The organism is Gemmatimonadota bacterium (genome assembly GCA_016719105.1).
In the GTDB taxonomy this organism is placed as follows: Bacteria; Gemmatimonadota; Gemmatimonadetes; order Gemmatimonadales; family Gemmatimonadaceae; genus SCN-70-22.
The window spans coordinates 1-18999 of record JADKAQ010000011.1 but is presented as its reverse complement, the minus strand read 5'-3'; the positions used below and the strand labels follow the sequence as shown (position 1 = coordinate 18999).

General features: G+C 68.1%; 15 protein-coding genes and 4 pseudogenes. 7 read left to right on the top strand and 12 right to left on the bottom strand.

What is annotated here, in order from left to right:
• From IPN47_12980 to IPN47_12935, 10 genes and pseudogenes are all read right to left on the bottom strand, one after another.
• Nucleotides 1-1281: pseudogene (locus tag IPN47_12980) on the bottom strand (potassium-transporting ATPase subunit KdpA).
• A gap of 2 nt (nucleotides 1282-1283) precedes the next feature.
• On the bottom strand, nucleotides 1284-1517 hold the full coding sequence (gene kdpF, locus IPN47_12975) for a K(+)-transporting ATPase subunit F (protein ID MBK9408930.1): 234 nt from the start codon (nucleotides 1515-1517) through the stop codon (nucleotides 1284-1286).
• Nucleotides 1518-2257: 740 nt separating this feature from the next.
• Nucleotides 2258-2368 (bottom strand): hypothetical protein, encoded by a 111-nt coding sequence (locus IPN47_12970; protein MBK9408929.1) that lies wholly within the window; start codon nucleotides 2366-2368, stop codon nucleotides 2258-2260.
• A 141-nt stretch (nucleotides 2369-2509) separates the two neighbouring features.
• A complete protein-coding gene (locus IPN47_12965) occupies nucleotides 2510-2671 on the bottom strand; it encodes a hypothetical protein (GenBank protein ID MBK9408928.1) in 162 nt (53 codons plus the stop codon).
• A gap of 836 nt (nucleotides 2672-3507) precedes the next feature.
• A pseudogene (locus tag IPN47_12960) lies at nucleotides 3508-3876 on the bottom strand (response regulator transcription factor).
• 630 nt (nucleotides 3877-4506) lie between these two features.
• Nucleotides 4507-4977 carry a hypothetical protein gene (locus IPN47_12955; protein MBK9408927.1) on the bottom strand — a complete coding sequence of 157 codons (471 nt, stop codon included), beginning with the start codon at nucleotides 4975-4977 and terminating at the stop codon, nucleotides 4507-4509.
• Nucleotides 4974-5741: a hypothetical protein gene (locus IPN47_12950; GenBank protein ID MBK9408926.1), complete on the bottom strand. Its 768-nt coding sequence runs from the start codon at nucleotides 5739-5741 to the stop codon at nucleotides 4974-4976. Before IPN47_12950 ends, IPN47_12955 begins: the two co-directional genes overlap by 4 nt.
• Nucleotides 5742-5786: 45 nt before the next feature.
• Nucleotides 5787-7468: pseudogene (locus IPN47_12945) on the bottom strand (cryptochrome/photolyase family protein).
• A 6-nt stretch (nucleotides 7469-7474) separates the two neighbouring features.
• Nucleotides 7475-8158 (bottom strand): redoxin domain-containing protein, encoded by a 684-nt coding sequence (locus tag IPN47_12940; protein ID MBK9408925.1) that lies wholly within the window; start codon nucleotides 8156-8158, stop codon nucleotides 7475-7477.
• A gap of 55 nt (nucleotides 8159-8213) precedes the next feature.
• Nucleotides 8214-8444 (bottom strand): hypothetical protein, encoded by a 231-nt coding sequence (locus tag IPN47_12935; GenBank protein MBK9408924.1) that lies wholly within the window; start codon nucleotides 8442-8444, stop codon nucleotides 8214-8216.
• A 316-nt stretch (nucleotides 8445-8760) separates the two neighbouring features.
• Here IPN47_12935 and IPN47_12930 point away from each other — a divergent pair, with 316 nt between their 5' ends.
• From IPN47_12930 to IPN47_12920, 3 genes are all read left to right on the top strand, one after another.
• Complete coding sequence (locus IPN47_12930; protein MBK9408923.1) at nucleotides 8761-9216, top strand: hypothetical protein; 456 nt, start codon at nucleotides 8761-8763, stop codon at nucleotides 9214-9216.
• Entirely contained in the window at nucleotides 9108-9998 is an 891-nt protein-coding gene (locus IPN47_12925; protein MBK9408922.1) for a hypothetical protein, read from the top strand. The genes IPN47_12930 and IPN47_12925 overlap by 109 nt, the downstream gene beginning before the upstream one ends.
• A 65-nt stretch (nucleotides 9999-10063) precedes the next feature.
• Complete coding sequence (locus IPN47_12920; GenBank protein MBK9408921.1) at nucleotides 10064-10882, top strand: formyl transferase; 819 nt, start codon at nucleotides 10064-10066, stop codon at nucleotides 10880-10882.
• Between the two features lie 58 nt (nucleotides 10883-10940).
• Here the strand turns inward: IPN47_12920 and IPN47_12915 are convergent, their stop codons facing one another.
• Nucleotides 10941-11855, bottom strand: a complete 915-nt coding sequence (locus IPN47_12915) for an alpha/beta hydrolase (protein ID MBK9408920.1) — start codon at nucleotides 11853-11855, stop codon at nucleotides 10941-10943.
• Nucleotides 11856-12327: 472 nt separating this feature from the next.
• On the opposite strand from IPN47_12915, the gene IPN47_12910 reads away from it, so the two are divergent.
• The 4 genes from IPN47_12910 to IPN47_12895 all read left to right on the top strand — a co-directional run bounded on the left by IPN47_12910 (nucleotide 12328) and on the right by IPN47_12895 (nucleotide 17691).
• Nucleotides 12328-13287, top strand: a complete 960-nt coding sequence (locus tag IPN47_12910) for an ATP-binding protein (protein ID MBK9408919.1) — start codon at nucleotides 12328-12330, stop codon at nucleotides 13285-13287.
• A 189-nt stretch (nucleotides 13288-13476) separates the two neighbouring features.
• Complete coding sequence (locus tag IPN47_12905) at nucleotides 13477-16572, top strand: DUF3427 domain-containing protein (protein MBK9408918.1); 3096 nt, start codon at nucleotides 13477-13479, stop codon at nucleotides 16570-16572.
• 454 nt (nucleotides 16573-17026) lie between these two features.
• Complete coding sequence (locus tag IPN47_12900; GenBank protein MBK9408917.1) at nucleotides 17027-17314, top strand: type II toxin-antitoxin system Phd/YefM family antitoxin; 288 nt, start codon at nucleotides 17027-17029, stop codon at nucleotides 17312-17314.
• The gene (locus IPN47_12895; protein MBK9408916.1) at nucleotides 17311-17691 is read left to right on the top strand and encodes a PIN domain-containing protein; all 381 of its coding nucleotides are present in this window, start codon (nucleotides 17311-17313) and stop codon (nucleotides 17689-17691) included. Before IPN47_12900 ends, IPN47_12895 begins: the two co-directional genes overlap by 4 nt.
• Nucleotides 17692-17772: 81 nt before the next feature.
• Here the strand turns inward: IPN47_12895 and IPN47_12890 are convergent.
• Nucleotides 17773-18817 (bottom strand): annotated as a pseudogene (locus IPN47_12890) (oxidoreductase).
• Nucleotides 18818-18999: the final 182 nt, after the last annotated feature.

The following is an 18999-nucleotide window of genomic DNA, read 5'->3' as shown; positions in this document are numbered from 1 at the left end:
GTGCTGGAGAAGGCGTGCAGGATCTCCGACAAGCCGTGCGGCCCCTGGTTGTTGAGCCCGGCCAGCCCCCCATCGGGCTCACGACCGAGATCGCAGTGGTCACCAGAGATCGCGGCCGGGAACACTCCAGGACATGAAAGCATCGCCATATCTGCACCTCACGCGCCTGGATCTTCTTCCAGGTACTCTGGGGTGCGCCCCACCATCAGCCCGGCGATGAAGACTGTGAGCACGACCATCATCAGGATCCCGTACAGCCCGGCGCCTACGCCGCCGAAGACGACCTCGCCAAGCTGCATGTTCACCAGCGGAACCAACCCGCCTAACGGCGTGAACGAATCGTGCATGCTGTTCACGGCGCCACACGAGGCGTCGGTGGTGACCGTGGCAAACAGGGCGGAGTTGGCGATCCCGAATCGGACCTCCTTCCCCTCCATGTTGCGCTGGTTCTTCACCATCCGCCCCAACGTAGTACGTCATCGCCGAGGGGATCAGGAAGATGCTCAGCATCTGCCAGAAGTTGGTCCACGGCGTCGGGTTCTCGAACGGATGCGCCGAGTTGGCGTTGAAGAAGCCGCCGCCGTTCGTGCCGATCTGATGATCGCCTCCTGGCGTAGCCACCGGCCCCATCGCGAGGACCTGCTTGGCCCCCTCGAGCGTCGTGAGTTCGACGTACGGGCGGAAGTTCTGGATCGCCCCCTGCTGCACGAGCAGGAGGGCGAACACCAGCGAAAACGGAAGCAGGACGTAAAGCGTCCCGCGCACCGTATCGACCCAGAAATTGCCGGAAAGCTTCCCGGCGCCGCGTCGGGGATGCCGCGCACCAGCGCGACCGCGACGCCCATCCCGACCGCCGAAGAGACGAAGTTGTGGAAGGCCAACTCCCATCATCTGCGACAGAGTACGACACAGTCGACTCGCCGCTGTACGACTGCCAGTTGGTGTTGGTGGTGAACGAGGCCGCCGTCTCGGCGAACGCCTGACGCGGCGGCAGCGCCCGGATGTCCTGCAGGTTGAGCGGGAGCAGCGCCTGCGGACGCAGTGCGATGTACGTGAGCGGCATCGATGCGGCGCTGAACAGCAGCACCCCGCGGCGGCATCACGGTCAGTGCTGGTCCTCATTGGGGTCGATACCCGCGATGCGATGAATGGCGCGCTCCACTGGCGCCAGCCAACGCAGAAATCCGTCGTACCTGCGTAAGAGGTAGATCCCCATTGGTTTGGCGACGAGCAAGACGCCGGCCGAAAGAAGGCGATCTGCAGCCAACCGTTGGTGGTCATGGTCAGAACTTCTCCGGCCGCAGGAGCGTGTATAGCAGGTACAGCAAGAGCGCGACCGACACGAGCAACCCGAGCACCGAGTCCGGCGTCGCGGGATTTCCGCTCCTCGTCGCGTGCGTTGCTGGAACCTTTAAGGCGCGCGCAACCGGTGATGTACCCGCAGCATGAGTGCGAAGAGGCGATGGTGAGCGGCGTACACCAGGTCGAGCACAGTCCTCCGGCGGGGGCGCTCGCACAGTCTCGTGACGCTGGGGCCGAGACGGGAGCGCCGTACGAATTGAGCGATGCGCGTTGGGGGTGAAGAACGCGCCAAACGCCCGAGGAGGGCGTTAAAGGTCGCATGAGGTCGTATGCACGGCGGTGCGCGCGCAGCCGCGCGGGGCCGTTCCCGGTCGGTTACGCCCCGCCGCCGTGCCCGCGTCGATGTCACTCAACTCCGCGGCCGGGGCGAAGGCGTAAAGGCGCTACCTCCACTGTCGTCGTTCCGCGTACGTGAGCGTCCCGCCCTGCGACTCGGCCAGTCCACGGGCAATCGCCAGACCGAGCCCGCGCTCCCCACATCGGTCGTGCCGCCGCAGGTTGATACAGGAGCGTCGAAGATCCGCTCCTCGCGCTCGTCAGGCGGGACGCCCGAACCGCGATCGGCAACGGAGATGCGCATCATCGCCCCGTCGCTGCCGTCAGGTCGACCGGTGTCTCACCCGTGCGTACTTGCAGGCGTTTTCCAGCAGGTTCACTGGGATGCGCGCCGGGTACGTCAGGTCAAAGCGCCCAGCGGAAGGCGTCGTCGCTCGGCGAGCTGCACGCGGATCGGCCGGGCGTCAACTCCCCTTCACCTGCTGCAACACGGCGCTCACCAGCTCATCGACCGGGACAATCGTCGGCGTCCATCGGAAAGCGTCCGCTCGCCGGTCGGGACAGTGTCGAAACCGTCCATCGGCCACGACCGGCGGTGAGCCGATCCGCCTCTGCTCGATCACCTCGGGCGCTCGTCGCCCAGCGATCCCAGTTCGTGCGCCAGCGCCTTGATCGTCGTGAGCGGGGTGCGCAGGTCGTGCGACACCGATGCTGGCATTGCCGTGCGCATGCGCTCTCGTCGCATGGCTTCCGGCCGCTCCGGTCGTCCGTTCGTTCCGCGCGCTCCACGCCTAACGCCGCGTAGTACGCCAGCGCGGCCAGCCACCGCTCCCGCGGATCGGTGTGGGCGAGTCCGCCAGCATCCTCCACGTCAGTACACCGCGTCAGGCGCGCCCCGGCGCTGGCGGGATGAGAGTCGCAGCGCCCGTTCTCCCTGCAGCGCCTCGCGCAGCGATGACGCCTCACTGGCGATCACGCGCACCACCCCGCCGTCCAGCACTGCCACGCGCCCGCGGTCGAGCGCTCGAGCCACACTGGCTCGACATCCGTGGCACCCTCCCCCGCGGGAGCGTCGCGGATGACGGTAGCTCCGCGGTCGCCGTCGCCGACTCCGGTCGTACCGGTCGCGCGGCCCATCGCCCATCGCGCAGCACAGTCCACCAGCACCTGCCACCCAGCGCCTCGCGCGTCGTGTGCGCCACCATGCTCAGCGCCCCTCGGCGCGCGGCGCCGTCATCACCTCGGCGCCGAGCGTGGCCAACGTCGTCATCTCCGCGGTTCGCTCGCGCCTCGTCGGCCTCCCGATGCCTGATGGAAGAGGTCGACGCCACCACTCTCGTCCCGAGGAAGGCGGGCAGGACGAACCAGTCGAGCCGGTCGCAATGACCAGCGTCCCGGCACGGCGGGAGGGAAGAACCAGTTAGAAGCCGAGGAAGGCGTTGCTGCCGAGAACAGCCTACGCCGCGCCCACCATCGGCGGCGGCGACCAGGACCACCAGCAGGAGCGCGGGCGTGATGTGCGGATCCTCGAGGCCGCTCGCGGGAAAGGGGGATCAGCGCGGCGATGACCACCGTGAGCAGCGGCGGCCACACGTACGGACGAACGCGTCGCACGTCTCGTGACCGCGGGGAGTGCGATGGCCCGCGGTCGCGTGCGTTGCGCTGCGCTGAGGATCGCTCCGGCACGCGTCGGCGCTCCTCAGTCGGTCACGAAGCGATATCCACCCGAGCTCCGTCTGCAGGTGCCGCGGCCCGCACCGGGTCGTCCTCCAGCTTGCGGCGCAGGAAGTGCGCCACGTGCACGCGCAGGTGCGCCTGTCGTCGCCCAGACCCGTCCCTTCCGCACCGTCGTGAACAGGAATCCGTGCGTCAGGACGCGACCGGCGTTCGGGCGAGCGTGGCCAAGAGGTCGAACTCCGTCGGCGTGAGTGCACGCGCTCGCCGCCCCGATCCACGGTGCGCGCCCGCGATGTCGATGCGCAGTGCGCCGGCCTCGATCACCGTCCGTCCTGTTCCGGCCCGTTGGAGCGTAGCGCGCGTCGCAGCGGCGCTCGCACGCGCGCCTGCGGCGCGGGGGCGAAAGGGTTTCTTCACATAGTCATCCGCTCCCGCATCGAGCGCCGCGATCGTCGCCTGGTCGTCGTGCCGCGCCGTGAGGTTCAGGATCAGCGCGTCGCTCCACGTGCGCAGTTCGCGACAGACGTCGGTCCCGTCCGTGTCGGGAAGCCCGAGGTCGAGCGACCAGCGCGGGTGACTCGGCTGCGGCCAGCGTCAACGCCTCGCGCCCGGTCGCCGCTTCGCTCACCGTGCCGTTGGCGGTTCCAGCGCGTGCGCCACCGCGCGCCTGATCCTGGCGCTCGTCGTCGACGACGAGAAGCGTGGTGTGCCGGTCGTGATGGCGACGATCGCGGGGGACCCCTTCAAGCGTACTGCGGGCGCGGGTGTGGGCGCAACGGAACGACCCGTCGCGCACCTGACGACTTACGACGGCCCGCACCTTTCGGTGGGCCGTCGGTAACCACCCCATGCGCGCCTACCGCGCAGCGTTCAATCATCAGCTCCCGGCAAGCGCAGGAAGGCGGCTGCCCGTTCTCCGCCCGGGTACTGGCTCGTCACCCCGTTCGTCGTCACCGAGAAGGGGAGCGTGTGCGCCTGCACAACGAAGAGCCGGGGCCCTACCTCCCCATCGACTTCTCGGTGCTGATGATGCCAGTCACTTCCCAGCACAACCCCTGCGCATCGACGCACTTGCCGCCAGGGCCCGGGATCAGCGTCTCCTGCGTCGCCTGCACCACCTTGCGCGGGTTGATCGCCTGCTTCCCGTCGTTGACGGGCTTCCAGGTTCAGATCGCTGGCGGACGCGACCCGTCAAAGCCGTCGTAGGCCGGGTCTTCCTGGGTCTCTGATGCTGCGCTGCGTCGTGGCGATGTTGTCCGGCGAAGCCCACCCGCTGGCGGCTCCCTTCGAGCGCTCCATCAGGATCAGCGCGGCGCGCGTGGGGTCGTTGCGTTCGAACTGCAGCCGGTACAGCGATCCGGCCAGGTCGCACACGCCGAAGCAGTCGGCGCCAACCTGTGTACGGCCGCGAATCGACGAGTTCCCCGTGTCCACGAAGTAGATCGCCGGGGTGTTGGGCGAGTTCTTGTCATAGTCGCCATCCTCGATGCGCACGAACGGCATCGCGCCTAACGCATCCACCTTGTTCTGCAGGTTCGCGGCGCGCTGCGCCGGCGGCGTCGACAGGTCGGCCGGGTCGGTCACCTCGACGAAGTACCCAGGAATCCGCTGCCCGTCCACCATGTTGCCGCTGTGCAGCGGCGTCCCGGCCGTCGACTTCACGTCTGTCTTGAAGACGTAGAGCTTCCCCGTCCCTGGATGAAGCCCTGCTCGCTGTCGGCCACGTACAGGTACAGCTCGGACTGGCCGCCGGCATCGTCGAGCCCGACTCCCACCACCTTGTTCTTGAAGCCGGGGACGATAATCTGGTTCTCGTGCGCGAAGGCCCCGAGGTGCGGGAGCGGCGTCTTGTTCCCCTGCTTGTCCCAGGCGGACACGACCGACCCGTTCGGCGTCCCCAACGTCTCCTCGCCGGCCATGAAGTAGCCGGTCGGCATCCCTTCCGCGCCATCGACCCACGTGGCCGAGCAGAGGCGCTGCAGCTGCGAGCTGCCATCCTCGACGTACGATCCGCCCAGCACCGAACGCGTGCGCGGGTCGATCGCCAGCTTCGACACGCGCGCGTAGGCGATCGTCGGGCCACCGTTGCTCGACCGCACGCCCGAGCTGGAGAGCTCGTGCGCCGTGTAGACATTGAGCACGCCCTTCTCGAAGTACGCCCCAAGGCCGTCGGGGGTGGGCGCCCACGTGTCGTTGGTCCCGGGAATCGGGTCGCCCACGCTGATGATTGGCCACATCTCGGCGCCAGGGACGAGCACCTCGGCCTGCGCCGGTTGCGACGTGATGAAGCCTGCGCCGGAGGCCGCGAGCTGGCCGGCCAACGGCGTCACGTCATCGACCGGGAGCGCGGTGCCCCGGTCGGCATTGCAACCGGCGGCGACCAGGAGTGAACTGGCGAAGAGTAGGGAGGAGGTCCTGCGCAGCATCTCGTGCCTCACGTGGGTTCGAGGAAAGCGATCACCCCAATACCATCATCGCGTGTCACGATTCAGCGTGTGCTGTGTCTTCTCCGCGTCGCGTTTGCGTGACGCTTCGGGCGTCGCCCCTCCGGCGCGGCGCACCCCGCACTCTCTCCCGCGCACCCGACCGCCTGGCCCACGACGGGGTGACCGCATCCCCAACCGCCCCCGCACCACCTCCGCCCACTGCGCGATCCCCCGCGTCTCCGCGTCGGTCATGGCGCTCACGTGCTTGAGCGGCAGCGCCATGCGCCGGTTGGACGCGAACCTCGCCTCGTGACGAATGAGGAAGTCCCAGTAGAAGGTCGTGAACGGGCACGCGCTCTCTCCCACGCGTGTCCCCGGCTCAAAGCGGCACCCCGCACAGTAGTCGCCCATCTTCTCGATGTAGCGCCCGCTCGCCGCATACGGCTTGGTCCCTACCACCCCGCCGTCCGCGTGCTGCGACATGCCTAACGTGTTGGGCAGCGTCACCCAGTCCACGGCGTCCACGTACATCCCCAGGTACCAGTCGCTCACCGCCCGCGGGTCCGCACCGGCCATCATCGCGAAGTTGCCGGTTACCATCAGCCGCTGGATGTGGTGGCCAAAGCCGTGGCGCAGCACCTCGCCGATGCTCTCGCGCAGGCAGTGCATCTCCGTCTCCCCGTCCAGTAGAACGCAGGAGCGCTCGGCGCTGGTTGAGCGCATTGCGCTCGGCGTAGTCCGGCCCCTCGTGCCCAGTACACCCCGCGGATGAACTCGCGCCACCCCATCACCTGCCGCACGAACCCCTCCACTGCATTCAGCGGCGCCGCGCCACGCCGATACGCCTCCACCGCCAGCGGCACGATCTCGCGTGGGTTGAGCAGCTTGAGGTTCATCGGCGCCGAGAGGAGCGAGTGGTACAGCCACGGTTCGCCCGTGACCATCGCGTCCTGGTAGTCACCGAAGTGGCGCAGGCGGTGCCTGCATGAAGTCGTGCAGCTCGGCCACCGCCTGCTCGCGCGTCACCGGCCAGTTGAACGTCGCGGTGTCGCCGGGGAGGTCGCGCAGCGTCGCGTCGACCGTGCGCAGCACCGCCGTCGTGATGGCGTCGGGGGCGTGCGTGAGCCGCGGCGGGAGCGTCGCGCGGTTGCCCTTGAACTTCTTGCGGTTCTCGGCGTCGAAGTTCCACTCCCCGCCCTCCGGCTTCCCGTCAGCTGCCACGAGGACGTTGTACTTCCGCCGCATCATCCGGTAGAAGTGCTCCATCACCAGCTCCGAACGCCCGTTGGCCCAGGCGCTGAACTCGGCCGGCGTGAGCAGGAAGTGCGGGTCCTCGTGCACCACCAGCGGAAGCCCGCGCTGCGCGGCGATGCGCTCGATCATCCGTGCACGCGCCACTCCCCCGGGCGCGTGATCGCCAGGCGCGCCGGCCCCACGGCGTCGATCGCCTTGCGCAGCTCGCCCGCCAGCGTCCCCGCGTTGCCCGCGTCGTCGAGCCGCGTGTAGCGCACCGTCACCTGCCGCTCGCGCAGGCGCTCGGCGTAGTGGCGCATCGCGCTCAGGAAGAGCGCCGTCCGCTGCTTGTGGCTCGCGACGTGGCGCGATTCGTCCGACACCTCGGCCATCAGCACCACGTCGCGCTGCTTGTCGAAGTGGCGACGAAAGACGGAGAAGCGCGGGTCGAGCTGGTCGCCCAGCACGAACCAGAGCGTCTCCGTTGGTGGCATGGTCGCTCAGGCCGCGGAACTGCCGCGAGTGGGCAGGTCGCACTCGCCGGTGGCGAGGGCGATGTAGTCCGGATGGTCGCCCACGTGCTCGTGCCGGTGCGCCCGCAGGATTGCCCCGCGCGAGACGACAAAGGCGCCCGGGAGCTGCAACGCGTCGCCGTGGAAGAAGCCCTGCATGTGCCCCTTGAGCGTGGCCACGAAGCCGCGCAGCGCCACCTTCGGGCCAAAGAGCTGCACGAACGTCCCCTGCGGGAGCTGGAATGCCTGATAGAGTTCGCGCAGCGGGTCGCCGATCATGTCCACGTTCCGCAGCCCGTACCGCTCGGCCAGCTCCTCGCCCTCGTCAGGCATCCCCATGTGCACCAGGACCAGTCGCACTCCCTTCGCCTCGATCCCCGATTGCAGCTTCCGCAGGTCGCCCAGCGTCTCCCGACAGAAGATACACCCGCTGTGGCGCAGGAAAATCACCAGGCGCGGTGCGCTCTCCGACAGTTGCAAGAGCGATTCGCCGAGGTCCGTGATCGCGTTCGCCATCGCGTCGCGCGTCGTCCCGCGGAACGTCGAGCGCGGGTACTCCCCCGCCGCATTGTCACGCACTGCCAGCCAGAGCAGCATCGCGAACGGGGCCAGCCAGACCAGGTCGTGGATGATCACCAGCGTCCCGAAGGCGCGCGGGAGGGTGCCGCGCACCAGGCTCACCGCGTAGCCGATCGGCCCCAGGACCTGGGGATGAAGCCGATCATGATCACCGGCCAGTAGCGCGGCGGGTTGCGGGCGGCGATCGCGTAGGCCACCCCATCACCGCCGTCATCACGCCGACCCCCTGCCAGACCGGGAGGTAGTTCAGCGGGGCGATGCGGGCCAGGGCAAAGAAGGCCCCCGGCGCGATGACCATGGCGACGCCGAGGATCACGTGCCAGGCCCCGGAGAATACCAGCGCCTGCCGAAGCCACTGGGGGACTCGGGTCGTCACCATCGCCGGTTGTGACTGCGGGACTTCATGCACGCCCCGGAGGGGAGCGGGGGTGCTACATCGCCTGCCGCCATGCTGTCTTGCCTCCAACCTTGCCCACGACACGTTCGAACCCGCCGCGGGAGCATGCGGGGTCTTCAGGACCACAGAGGGTGAACAGCAGCCGGTCCAATCCGGTTTCGAGCATTTCCCCCGATGCAAATAGATGCATGAAAAGCCGTTGATGCGAGGGATTCTGGATGAAATCGGGCCCTGAAACCAACGACAGCCTCGGCGTCGTAGGCTCGCATACACCGCTCCGCCCCAGCCTCGCGTCTATATGAAGAGCCTCCGCTCGCGCCCCGCCCTCCTGATCGCCGCCGCCGCCATCGCGGCCGCCGCGACCATCCTGGCCCTCTCGCCCCGCATCGTCCTGAGTCAGGAGGCCGACTCCACCAGCGGTGGACGTCCACGCGGGACGGGGGATCGCGCCCTCAACATCGGCGCCAACAAGACCGGGATCAGCATCGGGGACTCACGCGAGTGGACCGGGCTCCGGCTCAACTTCCGCGACACCCGACTCCGCCGAGCGATCGGGATCAACGCGACTATTTGGGATCCCAAGCAGGGTGGGGCGGGGACATTACCGGCCTCGCCATCGGCCTCCCGCTTACCGGCGGGCGGGATGTGCACGGAATCCAGGTGGGCGGCGGCATCTCGGCCACCGGTGAACTCGTCGGCATCGGCGTCGGCCTCCTCGGGCTTGGGGCCGGCGAGCGGATCGGCGGCATCATGATCGGGGGGCTCGGTGCCGGGACCGGTGGCGACCTGCGCGGGCTCATCATCGGCGGACTCGGCGCCGGTGCCGGCGGGGATGGCCGAGGCATCATCGTCGGTGGTGCCGGCGCCGGAGTGGCGGGCGACATTCGCGGTGCCGTCATCGGCGGGCTCGGTGCCGGGGCCGGCGGCGATATTCGCGGGCTCGGCATCGGTGGCCTGGGGATCGGCGCCGCCGGCAACGTGCGCGGCATCGCGGTCGGCGGCCTGGGCGTCGGGAGCGGCGGCGAGGTCGCCGGGCTCATGGTCGGCGGGCTGGGGGTAGCGGCTGGCAGCGGCGGAAAGGGGGTCCTGATCGGCGGGATCGGCGCGGGGCTTGGCGGCAACTTCTCGGGGATCGGGATTGGCGGGGTGGGGGTGGGCGGCGGTGGCGACCTGACCGGGATCTTCATCGGCGGCGCCGGGGTCGGTAGCGGCGGGACGCTCAAGTACCTGAGCATCGGGGGGGTAGGGGTGGGGGCGTCGCGGATCGAGGGGGTCTCGATCGGCGGGCTTGGGGTCGGAGGGGAGCAGCTGCACGGCCTGATGCTGGCCGGCGGGACGGTGCGGGTGATCGAGGGGGGGACGCTGCGGGGGGTTGGCGTCTCGTCGTTCAACTACATCCAGGGGACGCAGCGCGGGCTCACGATCGGGATCGTGAACTACGCGCGGAGCCTGCACGGGGTGCAGGTGGGGGTGGTGAACATCGTGCGGGACAATCCCAAGGGGCGGCGGTGGTTGCCGATCGTGAACTGGAACTGAGGCGGGGCGCCTAACGGGCGTGATGGGCGCACCGGCGGATCGCCGGTAGTCGCTACGTTGCAGCCATGCGCATCCTCGCCTGCCTCAACGCCGACCTCTTCTCCTGCCTCGCCATCAACCGCCTCCTCCCGGCGCTGGCGGGGCACGACGTCTCCATCGCCCTCACCCAGCGCGTCGGCAAAGCCGGTACGGACACCGTCGAACCACCCCAACGACGCGAACTGCGCCAGGCCGAGCAGCACATTCCGCTCGAGCTGTTGTTCCCGCTCGTTGAACGGGCCAACCTCCCCGACGACGGCACGCGCCTGCTGACCTACCGCGAGCTGACCACGCGCCGCGGCATCCCGGTCACCGCGCTCCCCAATCCCAACAACGAGGAGGGGCTCGCCTGGGTGCGCGCGCTGGCCCCCGATCTCGTCGTCTCAATCCGCTACGGCGCGATCTTCAAGTCCGCCTTTCTCGCCATCCCGCCGCTCGGCGTGCTCAACCTGCACTCCGGGCTGCTCCCCGCGTATCGGGGGGTGCTGGCGACCTTCAGGGCGCTGGCGAATGGTGACACCGAGATCGGGTGCACCGTGCACTACATCGCCGACGGAACCATCGATACCGGGCCGATCGTGGCGACCACGCGCACGCCAGTCGATCGTTCGCGATCGCTCTTTTGGCACATCGCCCAGCTCTATGGCCCAGGGGTGGACGCGTTAGGCAAGGCGGCGCAGCGCGTGCTGCGGGGGGACGCCCTCGCGACCACCGCGCAGCCTGGCGGCACCTACTACTCCTACCCGACCCACGAGGAGTGGGCACGCCTTGCGGCGGACGGGTGGACGGTGGTGACGATGGCCGATGCGGCGTCGGTGTGGCAGCGGTTCGGCGCGACACCGTAGCCGCGCGCCCTCCCGGTCCGGATTGCCGAGTGGTGGGTGGTCGCGTGCGGCGCGTGCGTCAGCCGCGTCCCGCGAGGAAGGCCAGAAGCTGCTCGTCGAATGCCGAGGACTCCTCGAGTTGCGCCGTGTGACCCGCTCGCTCGAACACGCGCACCGTGACCGAGCGGAAGGGGACGCGGGCGCCGCTCCACAGGTTGGGCGTGACCACGTAGTCGTGACGCCCCACGGCAACGAACGCCGGGACCGATACCGGTGTCCTCGCGCTGTCCCAGGTGAACGACCCGCCTTGCAGGTCGGCGGTGAGGGTGTCGTTCATCACCATCCCCTTCCACAGCGGCGTCGCGTCGTACGTCGAGTCGGCCCAGTAGAGTGCCGCATTGGCCACGTACATCGCGATCGCCTGGCGTCTCGGGTGTGCCGCGACGAGCGAATCGAGCGCGCGCAGGTTGCGCGCATGCTGCGCCTGGCGCCCCGGCGTGAGGCTGCGCGCGCGATAGGCGTTCGCGCTATCGGCCGGGAGCGGGATCGTTGGTGGTGAGCCGATCGCGACGACGTGCGAGACGTGCTGCGGGTACCGCGCCGCATAGGCGAGCGCGACGAGGCCGTGGATCGAGTGCCCGACGAGCACGAAGCGCTCCATCCCCAGCTGCCGGCGTGCGAGCTCGATGTCGTGCACGGCTTCGTCGATGCCGAACGGCACGCCGTCGCGCCGCGTCGCCCCCGGCACGAAGCCACGCTCCGTCAGGTGCACACAGCGCAGGGCGGACTTGAAGCGCGGCGAAAACGTTCGCGGATAGTAGACCGACGAGCCGTACACGAGGCACGGCGTACCCCGGCCTTCCACCACATACGGCAGCGCGGCGCCCGGGAGCTGCAGCGTCCCCGACTCGGCCGACTGCGCCGCGGTGGGCCGAGGAAGGGCGGCGACGAGCGCCAGCAGGAGAAGCCGACCGAAGAGTCGCGTGGATTGCACGGGCGTGCCTAGAAGGAGGTGACTGTTTCAATGGCGCCGTGATGCGGCAGCTGCGGGCGTCATGCGGGCGCCGCGGGACTCGCCACGGTAGCGTGCGCGGCGCGCGCGGTATGCCGACGTCATCGCCTGGAAGCGCCCCGAGGGATGCGTGCTGTCTCGGGCGAGAGGCGCGATGGGAACCGGAAACGGATGAAAGGAAGCGCGGGCCCGTTATGGCCGGACAAACCGTCCAATTCGGCTCGATTTGGACGGAATCACCGTCCGTAATCAGGAATGGCACCGCTCATCCCGCCAGTACCTCCCATCGTCCGGCGCCTTCCCCCGCCGACCCGGAGCACGTTTCTCTTCGGGCCCCGCGGAACCGGCAAGTCCACCTATGCCCGCCAATGCCTCCCCGACGCGCTCGTCCTCGCCCGTCGGACCAGGCCCGCTGGCGCGCGCCCTGGGCGCTGAGCCGGAGCGCCTGCATGGGATGCTCGACGCCTCCCACCCGTCGCAGTGGGTCGTCATCGATGAGATCCCACGGGTCCCGGCGTTTCTCGATGTCGTGCACCAGCGCCTGGATCGTGAACCCGCGCGCGGCTTTCTCCTCACCGGGTCGAGCGCACGCGCGCTGCATCGCGCCGGGGTGAACCTGCTGGGCGGACGCGCCGGACGAAGCGTGATGCCGTCGTTCATCGCCGCCGAGTTGGGGGAGGCGTTCTCCGTGGGAACTGCTCAGCGGATCGGACTGCTCCCCATCGTCTGGACCGTCGACGATCCCGAACGGGCGCTGGCCGACTACGCCACCGTTGCCGTCTTCGACGAGGTGCGCGCCGAGGCGCGCATTCGGCAGATCGAAGCGTTCGCGCGCGCGCTCGAGCAGTTGGCCTTATCGCACGGAAGTGTCTTAAGCCCGACGGCGCTGGCGCAGCTGGCCAACGTCAAGAAGAGCACGGTCCTGATTGGCTCGAGCTGCTTGAGGCGAGTTCTGTCCGCGTCCGTACGCGCTGGCCGCCGCACCAAACTGTACTTTGCCGATTGCGGACTGGCGATGGCGCTGCGCCCATCCGAGATCGCGCGCACACTGCCCGAAGCGTCGGGTGCAGCACGTGAGGGGTTGGTCTACCAGCATCTCGCGGCGTGGTGCAGCGTGACTCGTGATGCCTGCCTGTGGACCTGGCGCACGACGGCGGGGTTGGAAGTCGACTTCGTGGTGGAGACCGCCGACGAGCCGGTGGCCGTGGAGATGAAGCGCGGTCGCACCATGCGTCCCGCCGACCGGCGTGGACTCCTGGCGTTCCACGATGAATTCCCCGAGGCTCGCCTCATCGCCGTCACCGACGCCGAGGTGGCGGAGCGCGATGGGGTGATTCCCGTGCTGCCGGTTGCGGCCTTCCTCAGGGCGATCGTGCTGGGGGAGGAATTGTTGCGGGGGGTGGTGGGCGGGTAGAGCAGGCTTCCAGCCGAGGGAGACCAGGACGCGGGGGTTCTCGAAGCCACCCGCCACTCGAGGACGACGAGGTGTGCCACGACTTGTGCACGTGCTGAAGATTGGCAGGATCGTGCGTCGCGACGTGCCTGCCACGGCGTCCACGCCACACTCTTGCGCACATCGATTCGCCCACGCTACCCTGGCCGCATGCCCTCACTACCTCGCGGCCTCTACGAGATGGTCCTAACGGACCTCCTCGCCGAACGCCTCGCTGGCTCCGACCCGAACGGCGACGCTGAGTGTGAAGACCTGCGCAATGCCGAAGCTGCGGACCGAATTGCGCTGCACCTGGCCTCAGTCGTCGAGCGCGCGATCGAGGCGTTTCCAGAGCGGGAGCGCGCGAAGGTCGGCGTCGCTATCGCCCGGCGACTCATCGAGCAGGTTGTCACGGAGTCAAACGCCGGCGGACTGATTGCCGAGCGACCGATCGAACCGCCACAGCTGTTGCGAGCGATACGCGGCCGTCTTCCTGACGGCGGACCGGCCACAATCGACGTCCCGCTGATCCCGCTCCTCGATACGACGCTTCTCACTAACGCCCCCGGCGAACCACATGTCGGGAGTCAGGTCCTCGCAGAGGTGGGATCAGCGGACCGCATTGACGTGGTGATGGCTTTCATCAGGCGCAGTGGAATCGTCCCGTTCCGTGAACGCCTCCAGCGCCACGTCGAGAACGGTCGACCACTCCGTGTTCTGACCACGGTCTACACGGGATCCACGGAGGCTGAGGCTCTCGAGCTCCTGCGCAAGCTCGGCGCAGACGTTCGCGTCTCGTACGACACGACCGGGACCCGCCTCCACGCCAAGGCATGGCTCTTTCACCGGGAGTCCGGCTTCTCCACCGCGTACGTGGGTTCCTCCAATCTCACCCACTCGGCGCAGGTCAGCGGCCTCGAATGGAACGTGCGCGTCTCCGAGGCGCGCAATCGCGCGGTGATTGAGAAGATCTCTGCGGTGTTCGAGAGCTACTGGCAGCAGCAGGAGTTTGAACCGTTCGATCACGGCCGATTCGCGGAGGTCGTACAGGCAACCCGTGCGAAGTCGTCGGTGCTCACGCTTAGCCCGATCGAGGTTCGCCTCTGGCCGTTCCAGGAACGCCTCCTCGAGCAGATCGAGCTTGCTCGGCAGCAGGGGCACCACCGCAACCTCCTCGTTGCGGCGACGGGGACGGGAAAGACCGTGATGGCGGCGGTTGACTACGCGCGCCTACGCTCGCGGCTCCCACGTGCGCGATTGCTCTTCCTTGCGCATCGCGAGGAGATCCTCGAGCAGAGCCGTCAGACCTTCGCGCACGTGCTGCGCGACGCGAGCTTCGGCGAGTCGTGGGTGGGCGGGAAGCGCCCCACCCGCTTCGATCACGTCTTCGCGTCGATCCAATCGATCAGTGCATCCGGATTGGAATCGCTGAGCGCCGATCACTTCGATGTGGTCATCGTCGATGAGTTCCACCACGCGGCGGCCGCGTCCTACACCCGCTTGCTCGCACATGTCCAGCCACGCGAGCTGCTCGGGCTCACGGCGACGCCGGAACGCAGCGATGGCCTCTCGATCCTGCACTGGTTCGACGAGCGTATCGCGGCGGAGCTTCGGCTGTGGGACGCGATCGACCAGCACCGCTTGACGCCGTTCGCGTACTACGGCGTCGCGGACGAGCTCGATCTTCGGGACATTCCTTGGCGACGCGGAACTGGATACGACGTCGGAGGAGTGACGAAACTCATCACCGCGACTGACGTGTGGGCGCGACGCGTCCTGAAGGAGTTTGCAGAGCATGTCGGAGACCATGGCCGGGTCCGCGCGCTTGGGTTTTGCGTGAGCGTCGCGCATGCGCGCTACATGGCCCGCGTCTTCAAGGAGAACGGCGTTGCGGCTGTCGCTGTTTGGGCAGACACGCCTGACGATGAGAGGGTCAAGGCCCTCACGGAGCTCGCGGCGGGACGGATTAACGTCGTCTTCTCCGTCGATCTCTTCAACGAAGGGGTCGACGTTCCCTCGGTGGACGCGCTCCTGATGCTCCGTCCGACGGACAGTCCCCTGTTGTTCCTGCAGCAGCTTGGGCGCGGACTGCGAAAGAGCGAGGGCAAGTCAATCTGCATCGTGCTCGATTTCGTCGGCCAGCATCGCAGGGAGTTCCGGTACGATCGACGTTTCCAGGCACTGCTCGGGGGGAGTCGCGCGTCGGTCATACAGCAAGTCGAGCGGGGATTTCCATTCCTCCCGGCCGGTTGCCACATGGAGCTCGATCGTGTGGCACGCGACCGTGTGCTCGACAACGTCAAGGGTTCGGTGCCGAGGCTCTGGGCAGCGAAGGCCGCGGAGTTGCGAGCGCTCGACGTCGAGCATCCCGGCATCGCCCTGGGCGAGTTCCTGACCAGGTCGGGCTATGAGCTGGATGACCTGTATCGCGACCCGCGGGGTTGGTCGGATCTCCGTCACGAAGCCGGGCTCGTCGTCCTACCAGCAGGAACGCACGAGGCGCAGCTGCGTCGTGCCGTTGGCCGGATGCTGCACGTCGATGACGCGGAACGCCTGAATACGTGGCGCGCGTGGCTCGCGAGTGCTGATGCGCCGAATACCGCCTTACTGTCCGCTCGCGAACGTCGACTACTCTTGATGTTGCTCGTCCAGCTGTTCGATCAAATCGCGGATGGCGAGACCACGCTCGAGGGAGCGGCACAGCTCCTGTGGTTGCACCGGCAGGTGTGCGCCGAGCTCGTCGAACTCTTCGACGTCCTCGCGACGAACATCCAACACCTGTCGCCTGCGCTCGACCAACTCGCCGACGTACCGATGCGTGTGCGAGCGCGCTACACGCGCCAGGAGATCCTATGCGCGTGCGGAGTGAACGACAGTGTGGAGCCGGCTGAGTGGCGCGAGGGCGTTCGGTACGCCAACGCGATCAAGGCCGACCTCTTCGTATTCACGCTCGACAAGACCAGCGGTCAGTTCTCACCGACCACGCGGTACCGGGACTTTGCCATCAGCCGCGACTTGGTGCACTGGGAGAGTCAGTCCGGGACGCGAGAAGGTAGCCCGACGGGAAAGCGATATCGGAACCATGTCGCGATGGGGAGTCACGTACTGCTCTTCGGGAGGCCGAACACGGCCGAGCGTGCGTTTCACTTCCTCGGCCCTGCGACGTACGTCAGCCATCAGGGTGAGTTGCCGATGGCGGTGACGTGGCGATTGCAGCATCCGTTGCCGGGGGACCTGTTCCAGACGTATGCGGCGGCAGTGGCGTAGGGCCCCCCAGCCGCCAACGGCCGGTAGCGCCGGAAGCTCCCGTCGAAGCACGCTTGAAAGCTCCGCCGCGAGCGCGTAGGTCGAACGCGTCGCATTCCGTGGCGCGCTGCAGGTTGTGGCGGCGACCGCCGTCGTCGTTCGAAGGGTATCGCCCCTCCCCACCGAACCTTCTCCCCCGCAGAGCCGCGCAGGAACGGTGGTGCTCCGGCGCGGCTTCGCGCCGGATAGCCGCGTCCACCTGACGCCCCCCGCACGAACGCAACGGCCAATCCACGCCACCTCGCCGCGCGAACGACTCGACCGATGCGCCGTGGCTCGCGGCGACTGCGCAGTAGAGATCGGGAAGGAAACGAAACGGTCAGGATCATGAAGGAGCGGTGGAAGGACCGTGCGGCCGATTCAGGAGTCGCGCACCAACCGTTGACTGACTAGTCTGACCAGAATACGTTCAAGCATGCGAGACGAGTACTCCCTCTACGACGCCAAGGCGAAGCTCTCGGCGCTGGTGCGGCAGGTACGTGAGGGACGGACCATCGTCATCACGGTCCACGGCGAACCGGCGGCGGAATTGCGCCCGATCGAGAAGCTCCCCCGACGGCAGACGCTGGAGGAACGCCTCGCCGAAATGGCGGCGCGAGGGGAAGTCACCCCTGCCGTTCGGAGACCTCGAACTGCGATCACACTTCGCACGATCGTCCGTCGCCCCGGAGCCCTCAAGCGCTTCCTCACGGAACGAGAGTGAACGTCGCCATCGTCGATAGCTCATGCGTCGTCGCCATCGCGCTCGGCGAGCGTGGTGCCGCCAAGCTGGGTGAGCGCCTCTCCGCCTTCGATCAGCTGTACGCGTCAGCGCTCCTCGACGCCGAGGTGCGAAGCGCGCTGCAGCGTGAGAAAATCCCACACGAGGGCGTCGAGCTGCTGGATTTCCAGTGGATTTCCCCCTCCCGTCCGCTCACCGAAGAGATCCAGCGCGTCCTCGAGGTGGGGTACGTGCGCGGCGCAGACTGCTGGCATCTTGCCTGCGCGCTCTACCTGGTCAGCGATCCCCGCGGGGTCACCTTCCTGACCCTCGACACGCAGCAGCGAAACGTCGCGAAGATGCTCGGCTTCAGCGTCTGAACAGAAGACGGCGATGTTAGGGGCGAGGGGGCGGGAGACGCGGACCGGCGCAGGGAGCCCACCTAAGGCCCACGCCGCCCCTCACCGCCGTACCAGCACATAGCGCCGCCCCTGCGCACTACGCTCCCCTGCTTCTACGACCTGCATCACCATCAGTGCTTCGGGAGCCCGGATCGGATTCGTACCGCCAAAGCAGCAACCGCATCCCGCACCCCGTCGTAAAGCCGCCGCCAATCTCCCCGTTCCGACACCACCTCCCGCCGTACCGCTGTCTCCGTGTCCATCACCGTCAACACCCCCCGCCTCCCATCCACCCCCCACCCCTCCCCCCCAGGCACGCCCCCCGCCCTCAACGCCTCCTCCTGCGTATCCCCCCCAAACTTGATGTAGCTCCCCCGCGTCCCATGCACCGCGAACCGCAAGTCGTTCGCCGCCACCAGCATCGACGCGTGCAATACCACCCGGAGCCGGGGATACCGCATCACCACATGGAAGTAGTCATCCACCTGCGCCCCCTCACGCTGGATCGCGAGGTCGGCCATCAGCTCCGTCGGCGGCCCAAAGAGCTGCAACGCCTGATCCACCAGATGCGGCCCCAGATCATACCAGAGCCCCGCCCCAGCCCCGGCGCGCTCACGCCACCGGTCGCGAACGACCGGTCTGTACTCCGGTCAAAGCGCGACTCTCGGAAGTACGTCACCTCGCCTAACGCCCCATCGGCGATCAACTTCGAACCGTCAGGAAGTCGTCCCACCGCCGCCAGAAACACCGACAGCACGCGCCCGACACGCTCGGCGTGCGCGACGACACTCTCGGCTTCCGCGACGGTCACGGTGAACGGCTTGTCCACCACGACATGCTTGCCGGCATCGAGCGCCGCATGCGCCTGCTCGGCGTGTACCGCGTTAGGCGTGGCGAGCACCACCAGGTCGATGCCCCGGTCGGCCAACGCCTCGGCCAGCGACGGAACCACCCGCACGTCGGGCCACTGCTCGCGCACGAGCGAGCCCTGGCTCGACACGATGGTGTGCAACCGCAGGCCTTCGACCGCGGCGATGAGCGGCGCGTGAAACACCCGGCCGGCGAATCCATACCCCACGAGGGCAACGTTCAAGGGTTCCATCATGGGGTGGATTCTACCGCGCGTCACGCGCTTGTCACTCGCCTTGTCACTCGGTGGCGAGCATTTCTCCCAGCCGATCCAGGCGCTCGCTCCAAGACATGCGCACCAGGTCGGCCTCCTCCTTGCCAGCTAGACCCGAATGCTCGATGGCGAGCGACGCCCGCCCGCGTCCCTTGCTGGTGAAC

What these genes read in the sequence shown, in the direction of transcription:
- IPN47_12910 (MBK9408919.1), top strand. Translation starts at nt 12,328, where the DNA reads ATGCTCGACGCCTCCCACCCGTCGCAGTGGGTCGTCATCGATGAGATC.
- IPN47_12935 (MBK9408924.1), bottom strand. Translation starts at nt 8,444, where the DNA reads ATGGTGACGACCCGAGTCCCCCAGTGGCTTCGGCAGGCGCTGGTATTC.
- IPN47_12900 (MBK9408917.1), top strand. Translation starts at nt 17,027, where the DNA reads ATGCGAGACGAGTACTCCCTCTACGACGCCAAGGCGAAGCTCTCGGCG.
- IPN47_12920 (MBK9408921.1), top strand. Translation starts at nt 10,064, where the DNA reads ATGCGCATCCTCGCCTGCCTCAACGCCGACCTCTTCTCCTGCCTCGCC.
- IPN47_12970 (MBK9408929.1), bottom strand. Translation starts at nt 2,368, where the DNA reads ATGCGCACGGCAATGCCAGCATCGGTGTCGCACGACCTGCGCACCCCG.
- IPN47_12905 (MBK9408918.1), top strand. Translation starts at nt 13,477, where the DNA reads ATGCCCTCACTACCTCGCGGCCTCTACGAGATGGTCCTAACGGACCTC.
- IPN47_12950 (MBK9408926.1), bottom strand. Translation starts at nt 5,741, where the DNA reads ATGCTGCGCAGGACCTCCTCCCTACTCTTCGCCAGTTCACTCCTGGTC.
- IPN47_12930 (MBK9408923.1), top strand. Translation starts at nt 8,761, where the DNA reads ATGAAGAGCCTCCGCTCGCGCCCCGCCCTCCTGATCGCCGCCGCCGCC.